We start from the raw sequence: 20,513 nt of genomic DNA on the forward strand, positions 1-20,513 counted from the left end.
GAGCTTCCAACTCCTTAAAAACAAGGACGGTCTTATTCGTCTTTGGGATTTCCCGCTTCATTCGCCGATGCCTCCAGAGGTTGCCCTCTATTGGTCTTACTCCGCGTCCACAGGCAGCCGTCCGCCTTCCGCAGACATTAACTGATGTTTTCCGTAATTTCACGGTTTCTCTGATCAGTTATCAGATATCATACTGTAGGTAGATGTTAAACACAAAATCCGTAATCATACGTAAAGCTACGGTAAGCGTATTGATTAAATCAACCCGCCAAGAAATTCTGTAAAAAATAATACATTTCATCATGAACATCCCTCAAATCCTTATCGTTGAAGACGAAATCATCTTAGCTCGCACGATTTCCTTAACGATTGAGAACTTAGGATATCAAGTTGCCGGAATTGCTGATTCAGGCGAAGAGGCGATTCAAATCGTATCTGAAGTGCAGCCTGATTTAGTGTTAATGGATATTGTTTTAGAGGGAGAACTCAGTGGAATTGAAGCCGCCGAACAAATCCGCGATCGCTTAGACATTCCCGTGATTTACCTCACCGCTTATGGCGATCAGGATACCATCAATAAAGCCACTCAAACTGATCCCTTTGGCTACATTATCAAACCCATTGAACCCGACGAACTCAGCGCTACAATTAAAATTGCCCTACGTAAACATGACCTGTTAAAAACCCTTAACCAAGCGAAAATCGAAGCGGAAGAAAACCAGCAAAACAAATCGCAAATGGTGTCCATGGTGTCTCATGAGGGTCGAAATTCCTTAACCGCCATCAAATCTTCCTCAGACATCATGGAGCGATATAGTGAACGGTTAAGCGACGCCAAAAAACAAAAGCACATCCAAAAAATCCAACTCGCCGCCGACCAGATGTTGTGCTTGTTAGAAGATCTGCTATTTCTCAACAAAGCCGAATCTGGTATGTTCACCCTTCATCCCAGTTGGGTTGATTTAGACAACTTTTGTCAAGAGATAGTGGAGTCATTTGAAACGGGAGATGCTCAACCGACGATCCGGTTTAAATTTGTGGGCGAATCGAACACTTATCTGGATATGAACTTACTCAGACATATCCTGACCAATTTACTCAGCAATGCGATCAAATACTCTCCTAATAGCGGTGAAGTAAAATTTGAGATCACCTCGGCTCAGAAAACCGTTAGTTTTTGCATTCAAGACTCTGGGATTGGCATTCCCCCTGAAGACTTACAAAACCTTTTTACTGCCTTTCACCGCGCCCAAAATGTCGGTCAGATCAAGGGAACCGGGTTAGGACTATCCATTGTGAAACAGTGTGTTGATTTGCATCAAGGAAGCATTGACGTAGACTCCAAAGTTGGCGCTGGGACTACTTTTACCGTCACCTTACCTGTATTGAATAATGAGACAGCTTCCTTAGAAAAACAAGCCGAATTTGCCTAAACTAGGGGTTGCTGAATCAGTTTTGTGGTGGGAATAGGCAATAGGCAATGGGCAATGGGCAATGGGTAATGGGTAATGGGTAATGGGTAATAGCACCATTGTAAGCTGTCATGCATTTAAATTGGGAATGGGTAGCGAGCAAGATGCAAAGCCTGCGGCATGGCTTCGCTAAACGCACTACAATGATTTCGCCATTATTGATATTAAGGTTTAAATGCCGAACAGCTTAGAGACGCGCCATGGCGCGTCTCTACATAACATAAATGATGTGTCCTAACCGTTATGGCGGTTGCTATACCTCGATGGTCAGTAAGCTTGGTCGAACTGCGATCAGTACAAGTTGCTTGGTGTTGAGCGATTTTGAATTTTTCTTAATTTGTCCTAACCTTAGTGCGTACTGCTATATTAATCGTATATTAATCGGGTAGAGTTAAGGTAAATGAAACCATCGCCTGATGTGAATTGTCTAACGGCTGACTCGCCACCTCAATTGCGCCATTGAGATGATTGACTAAACACTTGACTAATGCTAATCCTAATCCGGTTCCGGGAACAGCCTGCTTAGTAATTCCTTGACCGCGCCGAAATTTCTCGAAAATATAGTTAATATCAGTGGGTAATATACCGTCACCGATATTGGTCAAGGTTAACACCAACTGATTGACCGCAGCATGAATGTGATACTCAACTTTGAGCGAAACCGTTGTATCAGGGTGGGAATATTTGCCAGCATTGGTTAACAATTCCAGCAGGATACGGTTTAAACTTTCTGGATCAGTGTGAATCATCAACGAGTTTAAGGAGCAATCTAGATTCAATGTCAATGACTTCGACGCCCATTTCTGCTCAAAATCCTGGGCTAATGTCTGGATTAGCAGGATTACGTCAATAGATCGCTTCTGGATATAAGCGGGATTGGATTCGAGTTGCTGTAAACTAAGTAAATCGTTAATCAGATCGATTTCTTGATTACACTGTTGCTCAAGAATGTCTAAATACTTTTGCCGACGCTTGGCGGGGAGTTTGGGTTGGCGTAACATACGAATTGCCAGACTCATCGCCGTTAACGGGGTTCTCAGCTCATGATTCATGGTACTAATGAATTCTTCTTTAAGCTGATTTAATTCCTGAAGCTGATCCACCTGTTGGCGGATGCTTTGATGTAACTGAGCGGGAACGGTTAAACAGGGGGATGGCTGAACCGAGTGATGGTTAAGGCGGGAGGGTTCTGGCTGTTGGTTTTGATGCTCGTGAATCAACTCACTCAGTTGCGTCGCCACCCATCTGATCCATTCAATGTCATCCCCTTGCCATAAACGGGGCTGATCCTGTTGGACAACCAAAAATCCCAACCGTTTCAGATGTTGAGAACCATTGCTAAAGGTGTGACACAGGGAAACCATTAACACTCCATGGCTAATCGCCTCCTCAAATAGGGAGATTTCTTGAGTTCTGATTGGAGTATTTGCCCAATCCGCGATCGCAATCGGTTCAGGTGTTTGTTTCCAAGCTGTTTGGCATAAGTAAGACTCGGATAACCGGAAGGATTGATTGAGTAATCGTTGGGAGTTTAGCTGAACTGATTGATCAAGCGTAGGGGTACACCATTCAGCGACAACTTTAACCTCAATTGGTGGCTGATGCTTGCCATCGTGATGCGGTTGATCGAGAGCATGATTATCATTAAACAGCAGTAGCCAACCCCGATCTGCCTGAAGTGCTTGAGTGGTACTAGCAACCACTTTTGCCATTGTCTCATCGAGATTGCGATCGCTCTGGATAAACTGACTGAATGGGGAAAGCAGCGTCTGGTATCGTTTAGACTGATCTACCTGCTGGGTAAGCTGAACGTGAGCGATGGCAACGGCTACAGATTCAGCCACCTCACTTAACCGTTGTTTGTCCTGTATTGTCCAATCATAAGGCTGCGATCGCCCTAACACGATCATCCCATTGATCCTGGATTGACACCAGGTATAAAGCCTCAACACTGCCCTAACCGGGAGCCAATCCCAACACCGTTGATCGGCTAACTCCAGATCAGACTCCTGAATATCCCGAATTGCCAAAGGTTTTTCCACCCCAGTCAACCAGAGGTATTGCCCTAGGTTTTGCGGTTGAGGTTGTAGCTTGGAGCCGCCCTCGGCATACCATAATCCCAATTGGGGGATTGCGGTTTCTGGGGAGGGCGCTGCAATTAAGCAACAATCAACCTGAAACGCCTCACCTAATACCTGGGCAATACTCGCCAATAACGTCTGTGGATTGGGACTAGCAATGATCCTTGAAATAATCTGTTGTCCCAGTGGACTGGATGAAGGCGGGTAATGCATGAGTGAATACCTCTATGCTCCTAGGTGAGAACGGCGACAACAGTTTTAGTAGAAGACATATCCGACGTTTCACCTGCTTTCCCCAAGTGCTACAAGGCTTAGGGATTAATTTTCGGATTAGTCTCCAGACATCAGTCAAAGGATGGATTTTTGAAACGGTTGCTGCTGATACAACTGGCTCAAAGATAGATGGTCGTACTTAGTATTCCCGTTCTGACGAGGGATATACCAACAGAGTTCATATTTTTTGAGAGAAATGTCGCGTCCCCGGAGCAAGGTGGATGAGATCATAAGCTTATGTCTCTTCATTCACACCAATAAACGAAGGACAAATGACATAAGACAAATGACCACTACTGCGACTGTCTCTGTTTTGCCTGCTGTTGAGCCAGTTGACTGTTTTGGCGATAAAGGATAACCCGATCTCTAGCGGTTTCATAACGGGGATGATCCGGGTTAACGCTACTCATCAGAGTTGATGCTTTCTCCCACCTCGCTGCTATATCTAACCACTGAGCGGCTGTATTCGCCGTTTTTCCCTCAGCATCAGCTTCAATGGCGATCCGAACCGCTTCGGTAAAGGGATCGGAAGGTGTTGCGGTTGTTGAGGGTGTTGGTGGTGAAGGTGAGACAGGTATGGGGGGAGGAGTTGGTTCTTGAGAAGTGGTGCTGGCGTAAGGAGAGGGAATTAAGCGATCGTAAACCAACCAACCTGCTAAAAGTAGGAGAACAAGAACGCTAATACCACCAACAAAACGGCGCTGGAAACGAGGGTTTTCCTTAACTTTGCGGGAGGATACCTGGGGAAGCTGAGTTTTCTTCTTTGGTTCAGTTTTAGAAGATTTGAATGCCTTTATCCCTTGCTGAAGCAGGTTAGGCTTACTCAGTACGATTTCTTGAGACCATAAAAGATGGTCTGGATTACGGCTGATTTCTTCTAACCATAGCAGTTGTTGCTCTTGCACAATACGACTGTTGATGTTTACCCGGCGAATGTTACGCGGCGCAATATCTTCCAGGATTTTTTGGATGTGGTTGACGAGAACAGAGCGCTCCAGGGGTTCGGCGACAGGTGCTTCACACAACAGGTGCAACACGCCATCCGCAAAAACCGCTCGGGTTCTGACGCGATCATCGGCTAACTGTTGATTCAGAATTTGAATTATCGCCGCCACACTGCCTTGGTGAGCTTGTTTGGCGATATCATCCATCGAATCGTGCATATTGGGTTAAGCTATGGATTATGTCGCTAGGGCTGACTGTTATAATTTACCGTCCAGCGCTCTAGGACACAAGAATCCCACCTACTTCAGGGATGACAGGCTACCTGATTGGTAGATAGGGGGTAGGGGTTAGGGCATATTCATTGGTGTCAACTTAAGGTGAAAACCTCGGTTTGTGGCTTAAATTGACACCAATGGGGCATATTGAGCCAATATTCTGGCTTTAAGGAATAATGGGGGCAGTGTATTTACAAAGATTTACAATTATTAAGGTAAAATATAGCCCAGACTAGGAGGGTTTCCATGCTGCTTAAATCGACAACTCGTCACATTCGCATCTACGCTGCCGAGGTGCTAAACAGCGAATTAGTTGAGAGTGACAACGTTTTAACACTAGACGTTGACCCCGATAATGAATTTAATTGGAGTGAAGATGCCCTGCAAAAAATCTATCGTAAGTTTGATGATTTTGTAGAAGCCTATAGCGGTGAAGATTTGACTGAGTATAATCTTCGCCGCATCGGCTCGGATTTAGAGCATTACATGCGATCGCTCCTGCAAAATGGTGAAATTAGCTACAACCTGGAGTGTCGGGTAATGAACTATAGCATGGGATTGCCCCAGGTCGTGTCTCAGGACTCATAAGTCCAACTCTAACGCCAAGTGCGATTGCCTTGTTCATCGGTGCGTGCTTGGCGAATGACATCAGAAATTTCTTCAGCATCCTCAACATGGTGTAAGGCTTTTTCTTGCCCATTTTCGTCTTTCACGTTGAAGTAGGTTGGGACTTCAATGTGATCACCGGTAATATCAGGAGCATCAACCGCGACTTTCTCAGATTTTTGTTCCAGGGTTTGCTCCTCTGGCGATACCTTATCACCGGGATTGAGCGTATCATGGGTATCTGGGCGTTCTGGCTTATTCATAAAAAGCTCCTTGTACTTTGCCTGTCTAGTTTGATCCTAGAAAATCTATGGGGTGATTTACCTCTTTCTAGAGTGAGAATTGTTCTGCAGGAATTGTTTGAGGGTTAAACGACGATTTTCCAAAAAACGACTCCAAAAACCTGGGATAAACTCATCCATCGTTTCGGCTAATGCCCACATTTCCAAGTTAATCATTTTGTACAATAGGTCATGGGAGTTCTCAATTTGCTCCATAAGCTGTTTCATTTCAACACTCGCAGGGGAGTTCAGCTCTTCAAAGGAGTGATCATCGGAGGTGTCATAATCGGGCTTAGGCATATTGTCTAAGATAATGATGGGCGTTTGGGGGAGGAACCATAAGTCCCACGCTATATCTAAGTCCAAAAAAAGTAGTATAAATAAAGTTATTTTTTCCCCTAGAGGCAACTATTGTCTGTCAAAGATCCCTTGAATCCTTGGAATTATAAACCGTGGTGGTGTCAACCGTGGTCGATTCTCCTGACCGGAATCGTAATCATCGCGGGGAGTTGGATGCTAGCCAAAACGCCCTGGATAACCCTGATAGTGGCTACCCCCATTTTGGTTTGGTGGTTTTACTTTTTATGGCTGTGGCCCCGTCTCTTGCGGCAGAGTTACCTTGAGTTGAAAAATCGCCAACCCGATCAAGAATCCGAGTCGGTTGCCACCATTTATCCCTCCAATGAGTGAACGGCTTCTCAAATCAGACGCTAGAATTTGTAATCAGTAGGCTTATTTCAATGATCCCATAATGGATATGCATTGCGATCGCGGCAGTGCGACTTCAACCGCCCAATTACCCCTAGCTAGATGTAGCCAAGAGTTTTTCCATGGACAATCCTGCAGCAACCCTTCACTGCCCTAACTACCGCTGTCAGGCTGCCAATCCCCCTGTCAATAAGTTTTGTCAGAACTGTCGCACGCCCTTGAAGCGGCGTTATCTGTGGGCGCTAGGATCGGGGATAGAAGCTTATCAGCCCGAATCGCTAATTGCCAACCGTTATGTGTTGGTCAGGGAACGGATTGTACTGGATACAAAACCAGCAACACCACCGGATACCCCTCAAGAGATTCCGGAGGAGTTGTTGCCCTATTTAAGACTCTCTCCCTATCGCTTACATATTCCCCAAGTCTATGGGCGACTGACAGGCGGTGAAAGACGCCAAGATTCAGAAATCTGGCTCTTGGAAGATGCGCCGATTCTGGAAACCGATACGGCTGGGACTCAAGGAGAACTCTTTCCTCCCCTGAGAACCGTTTGGCAAGAGGCGACAGCAATACGCCAACTCAACTGGTTGTGGCAAATCGCGAACCTGTGGCAACCCTTAAGCAGTGAACGAGTGGCGACAAGTTTACTCAATCTCGATTGGCTGCGTCCAGAATCCTCTATTCTGCATCTACTGGAACTTCAGAGAGATGAACCCGCCGCACCAACGCTTAAACAACTGGGTCAGTGCTGGTCTCAACTCCAACCTGACGCCTCCTCGGTCATAAAAAAGTTTTTCGGGCAACTCTGTGATCAATTGACCCAAGGAAAAATTCGCACCGCCGAACAACTGGTGGGACTGCTTGATCAGGGAATCAAAGACTGTGGGCAAGGGCAATCGCGTCATTATCAGATTTTTACAGGTACGGATTCGGGTCCAGTTCGCCGCCACAATGAAGATGCTTGTTACCCACCCATTGGACAACTATGGAGTCGCTCAACCGATGAAAATGCCTTAGCGATCGTCTGTGATGGGATTGGCGGACATGAAGGGGGGGAAGTAGCTTCGGGATTAGCCATCAATGTTTTGCGAGAGCAAGTGGAACGCCTCCATTTTGATCGCGACCATTGGAACCCAACCCATCTGACGCTACAACTTGAACAAGCCGCCTGTGCCGCTAATGACGCCATCAGCCAGCAAAATGATAGCGAACATCGCTCTGAGCGACAGCGGATGGGTACAACCCTGGTCATGGCTCAAACCAGCGCCCATGAAATATATATCACCCATGTCGGGGACAGTCGCGTCTACTGGGTAACGCGCCAAGGATGCCATCAAATTACCCAAGATGATGATCTAGCCTCCCGTGAAGTGCGATTGGGTTACACCTTGTATCGGTATGCTGTGCAACAGCCGACTTCTGGCTCATTAATCCAGGCTTTGGGCATGGCATCGTCTAACACATTACATCCAACCACCCAGCGATTTATCCTGGACGAAGATAGTGTGTTTCTTCTCTGTTCCGATGGTCTCAGTGACCATGACCGAGTGGAACAATACTGGCAAACCGAAATTCTGCCGATTCTGGACGGACAGCGTGATGTGCAAACCGCCGCTGACCATCTCATCGAAATAGCAAATCGGCAAAATGGTCATGATAATGTTACGTTGGCGCTGCTCTATTGTCAGGTAACGGCATCAGCGGAAACAGCACCAACAGAACTTGCGCCGCCTCAGCCGGAATCGTTGCCTTTACCGACAACGGAAACGCCATCGGAAACCCCAGCGACGACCACCATTGTCCCTTCCAAAATGAAAACCCAACCCTTGACCCGACCCAAACGGCGTCCTTGGGGACTTATGTTGGCAATTGTTGTACTTTTGGTCGTGGGTGCAGGACTAGCTTACCTATTATTGCCTCGGCGTTGGCTTCAAGGATTTGTGAGGCAGAGTTCTAATTCTGATGCCCCAGTATCCGTGTCGGGGACGCCATCTCCAACCGCTAGTCCAACGCCAACGCCGGAAACGGTTTCGTCCTTGGAAAACTTGGCGCTGATGCGGGTGACTCGCTCAACGATTACGAATTCCCAAGGACAAGATGTTCCGTTGCTACTCCGATTAAATCCTCCGGAGGAAAATCTCTCACCCATTCGGTTAGTTCCCAGAGGGAGTGTCTTGCAAGTGATTCGGCAATCGTCCGATTCTGGGGAAGAGGATTGGCTGAAATTGAGAGTGTGTTCGACGGGGACGGAAAACGCCGAGACGCAATCGATACAGACCGCTCCAGCATCCCCTACCCTAGCGGACGCCAAACGGCGCCGCAACATTTATCCTCAGGTGCAGCCAGGAGAGAGGGGTTGGATAAAAGTTGTTAATATTCGCTCAAATGTTGACTTAAATGTTAACCCAACATTGGCACAAAAAGGCGTATGTGCAACGGCGCCTGAATCTGATGCTTTAACGCCTTCCCTCAGTTCTCCGTAGGAACACGACATATCTGTAGGAACACGACATGTCGTACCCCTACGGACATTTTGTGCTTTCCCTAACATGCTCCCAAGTGTAAGTCCTAGTCATGATAATATAAAATTTAAAATGGTTTTATTTTATGACAGTAGCAATCAGCGAAATCATCATAAATGGAATTTTATTCGACCTAAAAAACTGGCATCAAGGAATGTCTAATTTAGAGAACTTTGAGCAGATCATCGACAACTTATTCAATACTTTGTCTGAGCGAAACATTAACTATTTGTTAGTTGGGGGAGTGGCATTATTAAGTTATGTGGAGGGACGAAATACCCAAGATATTGATTTAATTCTCTCCCGTTCTGAGTTAGAAGCATTACCTGAGGTTGCTATTGCTGAAGAAAACAAAGATTTTATTAGAGGAAGGTTTCAGCAGTTAATTGTTGATATTTTATTAACGCATAATCAACTGTTTTCTCAAATTAGTCAGCAATTTGCCACAGTTAGACAGTTTGGCGATCGCTGGATTCGTTGTGTCGATGTGGAAGGGTTAGTTATTCTCAAATTTTATGCGTTGCCTTCTCTTTATCGACAAGGTAAGTTCGACCGAGTGAGTATTTATGAAAATGATATTCTCTTACTTTTGCTCAATTACGATGTAGATTTAGAACAGGTATTCCAAGTTTTGTCTAACCATTTACTTCCTAGCGATCTAGAAGAAGTCAAAGGTATTTGTGCTGATTTAGAAGCTCGGCTTAAACGGTTTCAGATTCAGCAGCAAAGGTTAGAATCGGAATCGGAGAACGATTGAGACGCAAGGCGGAGTCTGAGCAAGGTTCTGGAAACCGTGCTGTTGACGCCAATAGAACAGCTAATGGTTAGGATTAATTCAATTTCGCCACCAAAGAATATTTCTTAGTTGTAAACTCTATCATATTTTTTTTGAGCAACATTTAAAACATACCCAAAATACACATATTGTCTGAATTATCAAGGCATCATTCAATCCCGCTCCCCTACACCCTACTCCCACATCCTACTTGGCGACGTCCCAGGCAAAGTCATCAGAGCAACGATTAGACCAGACTATTGACAAATCCACGGCTGAAACGAGCATGGGCTTTCAACCATCGTGATCCGTGTACCATATTGTATAAGGATCAACTTGGCTACTCCCCAACTCCTGACGACTCTCCTGTGCTGTCTGAGTTTGAACTGACCCTAAGACCTAAAATAGGGATCGCAGAGGACAGGGGACAACAGTCGAGTCTGATTGATTCTGATTTGGTCTGTCACTTATCACAAACTGATAATGTTGCTCTACATCTGGGCGTTGAATGTCTGATATCGAAACTCCTTGCCTCAGTTTAGCGATCGCACGTCTGTCTACGGCTGGGGCAGATAACTTTGCCGTGTGGGTCATTGAAGCTCCTTATCCTGGGGGTTATGTTCATCATGACTCGATTTGGTCTCCCACTTTGACTCAGACTTGGTTGGCTTGGCAACAAATGTTTTCTACGGGTAATTTGCCCCCCTTATTACCCCTACCTAATCCCTTGACGCCTACGCCTACACCAACCCCAACCCTATCCCCCCAAAGCGAAAACGCTACACCGCAGACGACTAGCTACGGGGGACGGCTGATGCAGCAGTTGGGCATAGACTTGTGGAATTGGCTGTTTGCGGGTTCCATTCAAACAACGTTGGCAGAAAGTCGGGGCATTGCCCGGGGACAAAATAAATCTCTGCGCGTGCGCTTGGAAATTCGACATCCTGACTTGATTCCCCTCCCCTGGGAAATTATGCAAGAAATGGCAGGCAAACCCGCGATTTCTCTGTCTACTCAACTACTGTTTAGCCGCACGACGAGTAATGTTGACTCTCTCAAACCGCTGATCCGCCATGATCAAGCCCTGAATATCCTGCTCGTATTTGGACAAGATGTCCACCGTTCCGGGGGTGATCAGTCAGCGGCTCGCTTACAGCTTGAACAAGAGGCAACGGTTCTAGAAAATGCCTTCCAATCGTGTCAAAAGTTCAACCCCACAGCCGTTCCCTGTTTTGTGGAAAAGCTGCTACAGCCAACACCCGCTGACTTAATTGCCGCTTTAGACACAGGAGGTTACAATATCCTTTTCTATGCGGGTCATGGTGAACCTGCTCCAGATGGGGGTTTATTATTTCTCAGTCCGGATGCACCAATTAACGGTACGGAACTCGCTCAAGTCTTAGTTCGGAATCAGGTAACCTTGGCGGTATTCAATACCTGTTGGGGCGCTCAACCGGATCAGGTGGAAGGTCAAACCATTCCCCGGAGTAGTTTAGCGGAAGTGTTAATTCAACATGGTGTCCCCGCTGTTTTGGGTATGCGTGACTCGATCGCGGATCACGAAGCCTTGAGTTTTATCCAAAGTCTTGCCCAAGCCCTAGCTGCCCGGATGCCGATTGACCAAGCTGTCGCTGTTGCCAGACAACAATTGCTCACGCTTTATAAGTTCAACCAACCAGCTTGGACGTTACCTGTGCTGTATATGCATCCGGAGTTTCAAGGACAGTTAATTGCTTTCTTAGAAGAAGGGATTACTGAGCTTCCGCCTATGCCGAGCAACTGGAATGGCGAACAAACGCCCACCGCTTGCTTACGCTCCTTAAACTCGATGGGTAAAGTTTGGCGAATTCGCGGCGCACTGATGCGGGTGGGACGCGGGCAGGAGAATGATTTGGTTTTGGATGAGGAAATGTGGGTGAGCTATAAACATGCAGAAATTATCTGTCGCGATACCTTCACTCATCCCGGACAAATCCCGACTTACTTCCTGCGTGATTTTTCTCGCAACGGCACTCATATTTTACGAGCAGATGGGTGGCATAAAATCCACCATCAGGAAGTGCCATTGGAGTCGGGTAGTCAGTTAAAATTTGGCAGTACTCAGAGTCAAACCCTGGAGTTTATTATTGAAAACCTTTAAGCCAAAAATTTAACAAATCTTAGACTCAGAGAGAATTGAGTCGCGAGGAACATAGCTCAATTCAATGGTTCTAGAGTTCTGCCAATTATTGGCACTAACCTTTATTTTCGGAATGATTACGGAACCTTCGAGAGTGCTGATGTAGCTATTCCTATCAATTTTCATCACCACCAACGATCACATAAGGGGTATTATGACCAGTCAACATAAACCATACCAAAATTATCAGGATGCTTTGAGTCAAGCCCAAGGAGAACTCCTGGAGGCACTCTGGCAAACTGAAGACGATTGTTATCCCTGGAATCCCGCTGAACCTGAAGCCCAAGACTATTTGGCAGATCTGGAAGCGGGATTTTCTCTAGATGCTTGTCAAACCGAGGCAGAAATTACATCGGGATCACAAACCCTATTCAATCGCTTGCACCAGTGCTGGACATCGCTAACGCCCTCAGATTCTTCCGGTTCCGCCTCGCTAAAGCGGTCATTGGCTGAACGATTTTCTGGGGTGCCGTCGTCTTGGTTGGACGCGATCGCCAATCAAGCTCAACAAGCGTTATCCATGAATATATCACTTGCCGATCAGCTTGTTTTATGCGTTAGACCCTTATTACCCAACTGGACGGAAGATGATTTATTCGTTTTTGCACGTCCGTGGGCTTACGCCATGCGAGGTAATCAAGACTTTGGCACTATTGGCTCAGTCGAATGGTCTGAATTATCACCCATTGAGCAGGTGCGCTTAAGTTTGGCTATTGCCCATTATACTCTCACCCAACTTGAGGAAGCTTCTGAGGACAACTAATTGCCGAATTAATTCGTTTTATGGTATTGGGGCGGGTAAGAGTTACTTAGGTAAGCTCATCAGATGATAACTTATCAACAAAACCCGCCCAAGAGTCCAATTACTGGGGGGAAGCTGTTCCCTGTTCCCTACCCTCACCACAAGACTTATTCAGCAAGCCCTAACTAAAAGGTGGTAAAAGAGGCAGCAAAAGTGTAATGAAATAGTAAACTAATGGAGCAGTAAAAACGTAGCTGTCTGTGCGGTCTAAAATACCGCCATGACCTGGAATTAATTGTCCTGAATCCTTGACCCCAGCATCTCGTTTCATCATTGATTCGGTTAAATCTCCCAAAAGGCTAGCCACTCCAATTAACGTACCGAAAACAAATCCACTGAGTTGCCAGTTTGACCATTGCAGATACCAAGCCCCAAGCATAGCAACTGCCCCACTGCCACAAATTCCAAAAATTGCCCCTTCTACTGTCTTTTTAGGACTAATATTCGATAAGGGAGTGCGACCAAAAAACTTGCCAAAACTATACGCACCAATATCGGCTGCCCAAATACAGGCAAACGCGAGTAGAGTTACGGTTAAGCCTTGGGACAGAATCGTTAGATTAGTCCAAGGGTGAAGCCAAGAGTCATTGAACGAGAAACTATTGAGGCTCGCTGTAGCATTCAAGGGTAATGAAACCCCTCCATCTAAACCAACGCGCAATCGTATCCAGTAGCTAGGCAGATAACCGCCATAGAGTAATCCCAAAATCGAAGCGGCAATATCCGCAATCGTTGCCATCTTGGGTTGAAAGAGCAGGTAAAAACAAATCAGGGTTCCAGCAATGGGAAAGGCGGCATCCGTCAGATTAGAGTTAAGGGCGGCTGTCACCAATAAAAGTTGACTCACAACTAACGTGGTTTTAGCCGCAGGCGCAATTCCTTTTGCCTGAACCAGTTGAAAATATTCCAGTTGACCCAAATAGACGATGACACAGAGACCGAGGGTAAAATACCATCCTCCAGCCACAATCATCCCCATCGCTAGGGTAATCGCTACAATTCCACTAAAAATCCGAGACCAGGGCATAGAACTTTATTTGACACAAGACAGTCGAAATTAACTGTCTGAATAAAACTATTACATTAAGATTAACAATCGGGCAGCATTCGCCGTTAGTCAATTTGAGGATGGGTAGCAGGGGTTTGGTTACCAAACCCGTACTAACTGGTGGGGAATCACCGCCTACAAGGACGGTGAGGATGTCAAGAATCCAGCTTCTCCCCACTGAGGATAAACATAGGATTCACAGCGGCAAAGATTTGATGAGTCCCTCGGGTTTCCAAGCGATTGATTGAGGATTGCACAACCTCGATATTACGGGCTTGTAACTCAGCCAATCCTTCGGAGAGGGTATAAAGACTCTCTAAATTACTAGCTGTGGCAACAATCCGACCTTGGGGTTCTAAGTAATGCCAGACTGCCTTAAGAATTTCTTTAATCGGGCGTCCTCCCTCAATACAGGCTCTATGGGGTTTTCCCGGTAGATCTTGGAGACATTCAGGTGCAGATCCTTCGATAACGTCAACATTCTCAACACCGAAGCGGGAGCAGTTGCGTCGAATCAGGTTCGCCACCTCTTCATCCCGTTCTACCGCCACAATTTTACCGTGAGGAGAAAGTAATCCGGTTTCTACGGCAATCGTACCTGTCCCTGCACCGATATCCCAGAGCAAGGAATGGGATTCTAGGCGCAATGCGGAAATAATCAGTAACCTTACTTCTCGCTTACTCAGCGGAATACCAGGCAAGCGCTCGAATAAATCATCGGGAATACCAGGAGTGGTATAGTTCCACAGGGGAGAAGACATTCTGTTCGTCCTTGGTCATTAGTCCTTACTGTATAACAACGTTGACGCTGTTTAAGCTAGGGTCACTACACCCAGTAATATAGCCGCCCAAGTGCTGAACCTGTCGCAGATAATCCACTGTAGTTGACGCGATCGCACATCCTGGTATTAAAACGGGAATCCCCGGAGGATAGGGACAAATCCATTCAGCACTAATGTGACCAACACTTTGGTCTAGAGTCAACCGTTCTTTCGGGGCAAAAAAGGCATCGCGAGGAGACATGGATGGTTCCAGGATTAATCCTGATGTCATTCCCGGTTGGTATAAATTTTGCCTAAAGGAAGCATCAGGACGAGAATAGCGCTGTTGTAAGTCGGTAAAGGCTTGGACTAATGGCTGAATATCTTCCGCCGTGTTTCCTAAACTCAGAATAAACGTCAGATGTTGGAATGTCGGCAACTCGGCAATTACACCCAACTGCTCACAAAAAATTTCATCGGCTGCAAACCCACTCAACCCTAACTCTGTGACTCTCACCGTCAACCGGGTCGGATCTAGGGTAAAACAGCCCGGAGTATTTGTGGCATCTAACACCGATAATCCTGGAATTTGCTGAATCTGTTCCCTCGCCGCCTCAGCCAGTCTTAGAGTGCGGCTAATCAGCGTTTTCCCATACAACATCATTTGTTGTCGTGCGGCGTCTAGAGAGGCTAAGAGGAGGGCGCTGGGACTGGTAGACTGGACAAGCTGTAAAGCTTGACTCAATCGTTCCGGATCAAGGCGATGACCTTTAATGTGCAGCATTGAGGCTTGGGTCATCGCCGTCAAAACCTTATGGGTGGACTGTATGGTTAAATCAGCCCCAGCTGACATTGCACTTGGCGGCAAATCCGGGTGAAAGGTCAGGTGCGCCCCGTGTGCCTCATCAACCAGCAAAGGAATATTGTAATGATGTACCCGTTGGGCAATCGCCTGAATATCGCCGCACACGCCATGATAGGTCGGATACAGTAGCATCACCGCCTTAGCATCCGGATGTTGCTTGAGCGCTTGGCTAACGGCGTCTGGGGTAATACTGTGTGCCAAATCACCAGAGGGATCGGATTCTGGGGTAATAAAAATCGGACTCGCACCAGAAAGAACCAAACCTGCGATCGCGGATTGATGACTATTCCGAGGCAAAATCAGCTTATCTCCTGTACCGCAAGTGGCTAAAATTGCCGCGATTACGCCACAGGTTGAGCCATTTACCAGAAACCAGGTTTTATCGGCATCAAACGCCTCCGCTGCTAACGCTTGCGCCTCTTGAATCCCTCCTGAAGGGGCAAATAAGCTATCAAAATCTGGTAATTCGGGGAGATCATGCTCAAAGACTGATTTTCCCCATAGGTTCGCCAGTCTGTCAGATATACCCTTTCCTCGCTTGTGACCTGGGGCGTAGAACGGCGCGTGGGGGCTTCCAGCACAGGCTTGTAAAGCATCAAGTATCGGGATAATCCTTTGTCCTTCGTCATTTGTCATTCGTCATTTGTCATTCGTCATTTGTCATTTGTCATTCGTCAGTTGTACTATAAAGTATTTGGGTAAAAAATTAGTTAGGTACACAAGGAAGTTCTATGTCGCGATATCGAGGTCCGCGCCTGCGGGTTGTCCGTCGTCTAGGCGATCTACCCGGTTTGACTCGCAAATCTCCCCGTCGTTCATATCCACCCGGTCAACATGGTCAAGCTCGCCGGAAGCGGTCAGAATATGCGATTCGATTGGAAGAAAAACAGAAACTCCGCTACAACTACGGAGTCACGGAAAAGCAATTGCTTCGCTATGTTCGCAAAGCACGTCGGGCAACGGGTTCCACGGGTCAAGCCTTGCTAGAACTGCTAGAAATGCGACTGGATAACACCGTATTTCGGTTAGGCATGGCAGGTACTATTCCGGGTGCGCGTCAACTTGTGAATCATGGTCATGTGATGGTCAATGGTAGGGAAGTAAATATCGCTAGCTATCAATGCCGTCCCGGTGATGTGATCATGGTTAAAGATAATGATCGTTCTCGGCGTTTGGTGGAAAAAAATCTGGAATACCCCGGATTGGCAAATCTACCGAGCCATTTAGAGTTTGACAAGAAAACATTCACGGGTAAGGTCAATGGTGTGATTGAGCGTGAGTGGGTTGCTCTGCAAATTAACGAACTGCTGGTGGTTGAGTTCTATTCACGGAAAGCGTAGATTGGTCATTGGTCATTGGTCATTGGTCATTGGTCATTGGTCATTGGTCATTGGTCATTGGTCATTGGTCATTGGTCATTGGTCATTGGTCATTGGTCATTGGTCATTGGTCATTGGTCATTGGTCATTGGTTGATGGTTCATGAGTCCATCGGTAAAACAAGTTTGTCATATTGGGTACTGGAAAAAACGATTCAATAACCCCAACTTACTTCGTTGGAGTTGGGGATTGCTGGACAAACAGCAAATGACAAAGAACGAATGACAAATGACAAATGACAAATGACTATCCACCAATTTGGGACATGGTGCGAGTGTAGTAACCATCAGTACCAGAGTCTCGCTGCTTAAAGTTGATATCTGGTTTAATCGCGAGTAACTGCTGCACTCGCGCTCTCAATTGGGCGAGATCAACGCCGCTGCGGAGAGCGCTTTTTAAGTCAATCTGACCCGTTTCATTGAGTAAACAGGGACGCAACCAGCCATCGGCAGATAGGCGCATCCGGTTACAGCGATCGCAAAAACATTCGGACATTTGACTGATAAAGCCGAGAGTCCCTAAAGCATCGGGAATCTGGAAGACGTCAGCCGGTCCATTCCCGCGCACATTCGACTCAACTAAGCCCCAGCGATCGCGGATTTGCTGGCGGAGTTCCTCAGAAGGAATCCAGGCGCGATCGCTAAATAATTCAGGATTGCCAATGGGCATAAACTCAATAAAACGAATGTGCCAATGGCGATCCAGGGTAAGGGCAGCTAAATCCAGCACTTCTGCATCATTCACCCCAGGAATCACGACGATATTCAATTTCAGGGGATCAAACCCTACCCGATGTGCGGCTTGAATTCCGTTCCAGGTTTGTTGCCAGCGCGATCGTCCGCGATTCCCGATAATTTTGTCAAAGGTGTCAGGATTGAGGGAATCTAAGCTAATATTAATCCGCCGCAATCCCGCATCATACAAGTCTTGTGCCATGCCTGCGAGTAAAAAGGCATTCGTCGTCATGGCTAAATCTTCGGTTTGATCCAGGGCGGCAATTTCTCTCACCAAGTCCACTACCCCTGGACGCAGTAGCGGTTCTCCACCTGTCAGGCGAAACTTTTTAAACCCGACTGGGATAAAAACTTCTTTCAATAGCGTCAGCAGTTCCTCATGGGTGAGGAGTTCCTGTTGCAGGATATAGTCAAGTTCTGACCCTTCCGGCATACAGTAGTGACAGCGGAAGTTGCAACGGTCAATTAGGCTAATCCGGAGATAATCGACTGTGTTCATATTAATTCGCGGCTATCCCCCATCTCTAGGCGGCTACTGTTTCATAATAAGAATCTTTAACTCATCGGAGAGTAAGGATTATGTATTCAATGCATAGATATATAGCTGTTGCTACAACGGTTAGGATGAATGTCACGCTCATTAAGGCTGGTGGGCAATGCCCACCCTACTGAATTAAGTAAATAGTCCCCAAACCCTTACAAAGGACGTAGCTTGCTTCTCAAGGGTAGCGAGTATGACGAATGACGAATGACGATCACCACCGTTAACTTTAACTGTCCCTACCTACTTATGAGAGCAAAACCTAAATTGGCACAATCCTGGCACACATGTCCCGTCAGTGTATGTAACTATTAACAATGTGAACGTTGAGGCGCATCACTTTTATGTTAGGCAAGTTACTGGATGGTCGTTACCAAGTCAACCAAGTCCTCGGTGCAGGAGGATTTGGTCGCACCTACCTGGCACAAGATACCCGTCGTCCAGGTAGCCCGATTTGTGTGGTCAAACACCTTCAGCCAGCAAATCGTGACCCCAATTTCTTAGAAACCGCCCGACGCCTGTTCAACAGCGAAGCGGAAACCCTAGAGGTGCTGGGCAATCACGACCAAATCCCACGCCTGCTTGCCTACTTTGAAGAAGACCAAGAATTTTATCTGGTTCAGGAATATATCGAAGGGCATCCCCTCAGCAAAGAGTTGATACCCGGTCAACCGTGGGATCAGACGCGAGTTGTTGACCTGCTGCAAGAACTCTTAGAGCTTTTAGACTTTGTTCACAACCACGGCGTCATTCACCGGGATATTAAGCCAGATAACCTGATTCGACGGAATTTAGATAAAAAGTTAGTCTTATTAGACTTTGGGGCGGTGAAGCAAATCCGGACTCAATTGGCAAGTCCTCAGGGGCAAATGAGCAATACGGTGGCAGTAGGGACTCCGGGTTATATGTCCAGTGAACAGGCTTTGGGTCAACCGCGTCCCACCAGCGATATTTACGCTTTAGGAATTATCGCTATCCAAGCCATTACAGGTCGTATGCCTGCTGAATTACAAGAAGATTTAAATACGGGCGAACTGATCTGGCAACATCTTGCCCCTGTGAGTCCAGGGCTAAAACATATTTTGACCCGGATGGTACGCTATCATTTCAAAGACCGCTACCAGTCAGTCGGAGAAGCGTTACAAGCCGTGCGATCGCTCATCACCGCTTCTTCGGGTCAGTCTGTTTCACCGTCTCAACCAACCCCTCACCCCCAGCCCCTATCCCAACAGGGCACCCTGGCAGTTTCCCCCGCCGCACCCCCTCGAAGACCAACTCCTCCGACTCCTCCTCCGCCCCCTGAACCCGAACCTGCATCTGAACCGAATCGCGCACCATTAATCATTGGTGTGGGTTTAGCCGTGGCTATGGCAGCCGCAGGCATGGCGTATGGCATTCGTCAGGGGATGTCCGGTGGAATGGCACGAGGGACTTGTACAGTAACGGCTCAAGGCTTGAACGTGCGCTCAAATCCCAACGCAGCGATTGTTGGCACAGTTAATAAAGGCACAAAGTTAACCTTAACGGGAACTAAGCAAGGGGATTGGGTGGAAATTCGTTCACCTAAAGCAGGGTGGGTTTTTGGCAAGTATGTCGATTGTTCTACCGTAGATACCATTGCGGAACAACCCGCTAGCCCTACCCCAGTAGAAACTCAACCGAGTCCCACCCCAGTTGAGACAAAACCCAGTCCCAGCCCAGAACCAACCCCAACGCCGGAAAAATCCCCCGTTCAGCCCAAAGATAATGGGGCAGAGGTCTTGACAGAAGCGGCAGAAGAGTATCAACAGGGTAACTTAGATAAAGCGATCGCGGCGGCTCAATCGGTTCTCCCCAGTAGTCCAGCCTTTGAGGATGCTCAAAAGAAAATCGAGACCTGGCAAAAGGAATGGTCAGAAGCAAAAACCAAATTCGATAAGATTCAGCAAGCCTACAATGAAGGTCGCTATGTTGATGTGATCATTTATGCCGCAGACAGCGATTTTCCGGAACAGCGCTATTGGCGAGAAAAGTTGAATGACTTAGTTCGCAAAGCCACCCAACGTAAAAATCAAGGGGATACGAATCAGGAAACCCCGCCGTCATCTGAACAGTCAAATCCCCAAAACGCTAAACCTGAAACAAAAGAACCCACTGGAGACAATTCAGTACCAGTTTGTGAACCGGAAACCGAAGAAGCCTGTTGATTTCCGCGATTTCCAATTGCTCTTGTCAGGTGCAAGAATTGAGTTGTAGTGGCGTGGCACACCTTATTTGATTGGATGAA

General features: G+C 46.9%; 19 protein-coding genes. 11 read left to right on the plus strand and 8 right to left on the minus strand.

Features of this window, described 5'->3' with window-relative positions; all coding sequences use genetic code 11:
- Positions 1–302 precede the first annotated feature (302 nt).
- Positions 303–1,433, plus strand: a complete 1,131-nt coding sequence (locus RID53_RS23390; protein WP_446390389.1) for a hybrid sensor histidine kinase/response regulator — start codon at positions 303–305, stop codon at positions 1,431–1,433.
- A 416-nt stretch (positions 1,434–1,849) separates the two neighbouring features.
- Here RID53_RS23390 and RID53_RS23395 read toward each other — a convergent pair whose 3' ends face one another.
- Entirely contained in the window at positions 1,850–3,766 is a 1,917-nt protein-coding gene (locus tag RID53_RS23395; RefSeq protein ID WP_446390390.1) for a GAF domain-containing sensor histidine kinase, read from the minus strand.
- Positions 3,767–3,768: 2 nt separating this feature from the next.
- Between RID53_RS23395 and RID53_RS23400 the strand changes: the two genes are divergently transcribed.
- Positions 3,769–3,969 (plus strand): hypothetical protein, encoded by a 201-nt coding sequence (locus tag RID53_RS23400; RefSeq protein ID WP_446390391.1) that lies wholly within the window; start codon positions 3,769–3,771, stop codon positions 3,967–3,969.
- A 150-nt stretch (positions 3,970–4,119) separates the two neighbouring features.
- Here the strand turns inward: RID53_RS23400 and RID53_RS23405 are convergent, their stop codons facing one another.
- The gene (locus RID53_RS23405) at positions 4,120–4,989 is read right to left on the minus strand and encodes a hypothetical protein (protein ID WP_446390392.1); all 870 of its coding nucleotides are present in this window, start codon (positions 4,987–4,989) and stop codon (positions 4,120–4,122) included.
- A 303-nt stretch (positions 4,990–5,292) separates the two neighbouring features.
- Between RID53_RS23405 and ndhM the strand changes: the two genes are divergently transcribed.
- Complete coding sequence (gene ndhM, locus RID53_RS23410; protein WP_446383567.1) at positions 5,293–5,634, plus strand: NAD(P)H-quinone oxidoreductase subunit M; 342 nt, start codon at positions 5,293–5,295, stop codon at positions 5,632–5,634.
- 8 nt (positions 5,635–5,642) lie between these two features.
- Here ndhM and RID53_RS23415 read toward each other — a convergent pair whose 3' ends face one another.
- Together RID53_RS23415 and RID53_RS23420 are read right to left on the minus strand one after the other, a co-directional pair.
- Positions 5,643–5,915, minus strand: coding sequence for a hypothetical protein (locus tag RID53_RS23415; RefSeq protein WP_446383565.1), 273 nt, complete (start codon positions 5,913–5,915; stop codon positions 5,643–5,645).
- Between the two features lie 57 nt (positions 5,916–5,972).
- Positions 5,973–6,233 (minus strand): hypothetical protein, encoded by a 261-nt coding sequence (locus tag RID53_RS23420; protein ID WP_044210515.1) that lies wholly within the window; start codon positions 6,231–6,233, stop codon positions 5,973–5,975.
- A 111-nt stretch (positions 6,234–6,344) separates the two neighbouring features.
- Between RID53_RS23420 and RID53_RS23425 the strand changes: the two genes are divergently transcribed.
- The 5 genes from RID53_RS23425 (at position 6,345) to RID53_RS23445 (ending at position 12,880) form a co-directional block, all read left to right on the plus strand.
- Positions 6,345–6,623: a DUF6737 family protein gene (locus RID53_RS23425; RefSeq protein ID WP_446390393.1), complete on the plus strand. Its 279-nt coding sequence runs from the start codon at positions 6,345–6,347 to the stop codon at positions 6,621–6,623.
- 140 nt (positions 6,624–6,763) lie between these two features.
- Complete coding sequence (locus RID53_RS23430) at positions 6,764–9,124, plus strand: protein phosphatase 2C domain-containing protein (RefSeq protein ID WP_446390394.1); 2,361 nt, start codon at positions 6,764–6,766, stop codon at positions 9,122–9,124.
- Positions 9,125–9,248: 124 nt separating this feature from the next.
- Positions 9,249–9,920 carry a hypothetical protein gene (locus tag RID53_RS23435; RefSeq protein ID WP_446390395.1) on the plus strand — a complete coding sequence of 224 codons (672 nt, stop codon included), beginning with the start codon at positions 9,249–9,251 and terminating at the stop codon, positions 9,918–9,920.
- A 526-nt stretch (positions 9,921–10,446) separates the two neighbouring features.
- Positions 10,447–12,078: a CHAT domain-containing protein gene (locus tag RID53_RS23440; protein ID WP_446390396.1), complete on the plus strand. Its 1,632-nt coding sequence runs from the start codon at positions 10,447–10,449 to the stop codon at positions 12,076–12,078.
- 193 nt (positions 12,079–12,271) lie between these two features.
- Positions 12,272–12,880 carry a hypothetical protein gene (locus tag RID53_RS23445; RefSeq protein ID WP_446390397.1) on the plus strand — a complete coding sequence of 203 codons (609 nt, stop codon included), beginning with the start codon at positions 12,272–12,274 and terminating at the stop codon, positions 12,878–12,880.
- A 160-nt stretch (positions 12,881–13,040) separates the two neighbouring features.
- Here RID53_RS23445 and RID53_RS23450 read toward each other — a convergent pair whose 3' ends face one another.
- The 3 genes from RID53_RS23450 to RID53_RS23460 all read right to left on the minus strand — a co-directional run bounded on the left by RID53_RS23450 (position 13,041) and on the right by RID53_RS23460 (position 16,229).
- A complete protein-coding gene (locus RID53_RS23450) occupies positions 13,041–13,946 on the minus strand; it encodes a phosphatidate cytidylyltransferase (RefSeq protein WP_446390398.1) in 906 nt (301 codons plus the stop codon).
- Positions 13,947–14,122: 176 nt separating this feature from the next.
- Entirely contained in the window at positions 14,123–14,728 is a 606-nt protein-coding gene (cbiT, locus tag RID53_RS23455) for a precorrin-6Y C5,15-methyltransferase subunit CbiT (protein ID WP_446390399.1), read from the minus strand.
- A 25-nt stretch (positions 14,729–14,753) separates the two neighbouring features.
- Positions 14,754–16,229, minus strand: a complete 1,476-nt coding sequence (locus RID53_RS23460; protein ID WP_446390400.1) for an aminotransferase class I/II-fold pyridoxal phosphate-dependent enzyme — start codon at positions 16,227–16,229, stop codon at positions 14,754–14,756.
- A gap of 95 nt (positions 16,230–16,324) precedes the next feature.
- On the opposite strand from RID53_RS23460, the gene rpsD reads away from it, so the two are divergent.
- Together rpsD and RID53_RS23470 are read left to right on the plus strand one after the other, a co-directional pair.
- Positions 16,325–16,933, plus strand: a complete 609-nt coding sequence (gene rpsD / locus RID53_RS23465) for a 30S ribosomal protein S4 (protein WP_446390401.1) — start codon at positions 16,325–16,327, stop codon at positions 16,931–16,933.
- Position 16,934: 1 nt separating this feature from the next.
- Positions 16,935–17,078 (plus strand): hypothetical protein, encoded by a 144-nt coding sequence (locus RID53_RS23470; RefSeq protein ID WP_446390402.1) that lies wholly within the window; start codon positions 16,935–16,937, stop codon positions 17,076–17,078.
- A gap of 140 nt (positions 17,079–17,218) precedes the next feature.
- Here RID53_RS23470 and moaA read toward each other — a convergent pair whose 3' ends face one another.
- Positions 17,219–18,205, minus strand: coding sequence for a GTP 3',8-cyclase MoaA (gene moaA / locus RID53_RS23475; protein WP_446390403.1), 987 nt, complete (start codon positions 18,203–18,205; stop codon positions 17,219–17,221).
- 386 nt (positions 18,206–18,591) lie between these two features.
- Here moaA and RID53_RS23480 point away from each other — a divergent pair, with 386 nt between their 5' ends.
- The gene (locus RID53_RS23480; RefSeq protein WP_446390441.1) at positions 18,592–20,433 is read left to right on the plus strand and encodes a protein kinase domain-containing protein; all 1,842 of its coding nucleotides are present in this window, start codon (positions 18,592–18,594) and stop codon (positions 20,431–20,433) included.
- The last annotated feature ends 80 nt before the right edge of the window (positions 20,434–20,513 follow it).

Origin of the sequence: Coleofasciculus sp. B1-GNL1-01, from assembly GCF_040220235.1 — a bacterium.
Taxonomy (GTDB): domain Bacteria; phylum Cyanobacteriota; class Cyanobacteriia; order Cyanobacteriales; family Coleofasciculaceae; genus Coleofasciculus.

Bases quoted from the DNA above. Each gene is read 5' to 3' on its own strand.
- RID53_RS23390 (WP_446390389.1), top strand. From the start codon at position 303: ATGAACATCCCTCAAATCCTTATCGTTGAAGACGAAATCATCTTAGCT.
- RID53_RS23395 (WP_446390390.1), bottom strand. From the start codon at position 3,766: ATGCATTACCCGCCTTCATCCAGTCCACTGGGACAACAGATTATTTCA.
- RID53_RS23405 (WP_446390392.1), bottom strand. From the start codon at position 4,989: ATGCACGATTCGATGGATGATATCGCCAAACAAGCTCACCAAGGCAGT.
- ndhM (WP_446383567.1), top strand. From the start codon at position 5,293: ATGCTGCTTAAATCGACAACTCGTCACATTCGCATCTACGCTGCCGAG.
- RID53_RS23415 (WP_446383565.1), bottom strand. From the start codon at position 5,915: ATGAATAAGCCAGAACGCCCAGATACCCATGATACGCTCAATCCCGGT.
- RID53_RS23420 (WP_044210515.1), bottom strand. From the start codon at position 6,233: ATGCCTAAGCCCGATTATGACACCTCCGATGATCACTCCTTTGAAGAG.
- RID53_RS23430 (WP_446390394.1), top strand. From the start codon at position 6,764: ATGGACAATCCTGCAGCAACCCTTCACTGCCCTAACTACCGCTGTCAG.
- RID53_RS23435 (WP_446390395.1), top strand. From the start codon at position 9,249: ATGACAGTAGCAATCAGCGAAATCATCATAAATGGAATTTTATTCGAC.
- RID53_RS23440 (WP_446390396.1), top strand. From the start codon at position 10,447: ATGTCTGATATCGAAACTCCTTGCCTCAGTTTAGCGATCGCACGTCTG.
- RID53_RS23445 (WP_446390397.1), top strand. From the start codon at position 12,272: ATGACCAGTCAACATAAACCATACCAAAATTATCAGGATGCTTTGAGT.
- RID53_RS23450 (WP_446390398.1), bottom strand. From the start codon at position 13,946: ATGCCCTGGTCTCGGATTTTTAGTGGAATTGTAGCGATTACCCTAGCG.
- cbiT (WP_446390399.1), bottom strand. From the start codon at position 14,728: ATGTCTTCTCCCCTGTGGAACTATACCACTCCTGGTATTCCCGATGAT.
- RID53_RS23460 (WP_446390400.1), bottom strand. From the start codon at position 16,229: ATGACAAATGACGAAGGACAAAGGATTATCCCGATACTTGATGCTTTA.
- rpsD (WP_446390401.1), top strand. From the start codon at position 16,325: ATGTCGCGATATCGAGGTCCGCGCCTGCGGGTTGTCCGTCGTCTAGGC.
- moaA (WP_446390403.1), bottom strand. From the start codon at position 18,205: ATGAACACAGTCGATTATCTCCGGATTAGCCTAATTGACCGTTGCAAC.
- RID53_RS23480 (WP_446390441.1), top strand. From the start codon at position 18,592: ATGTTAGGCAAGTTACTGGATGGTCGTTACCAAGTCAACCAAGTCCTC.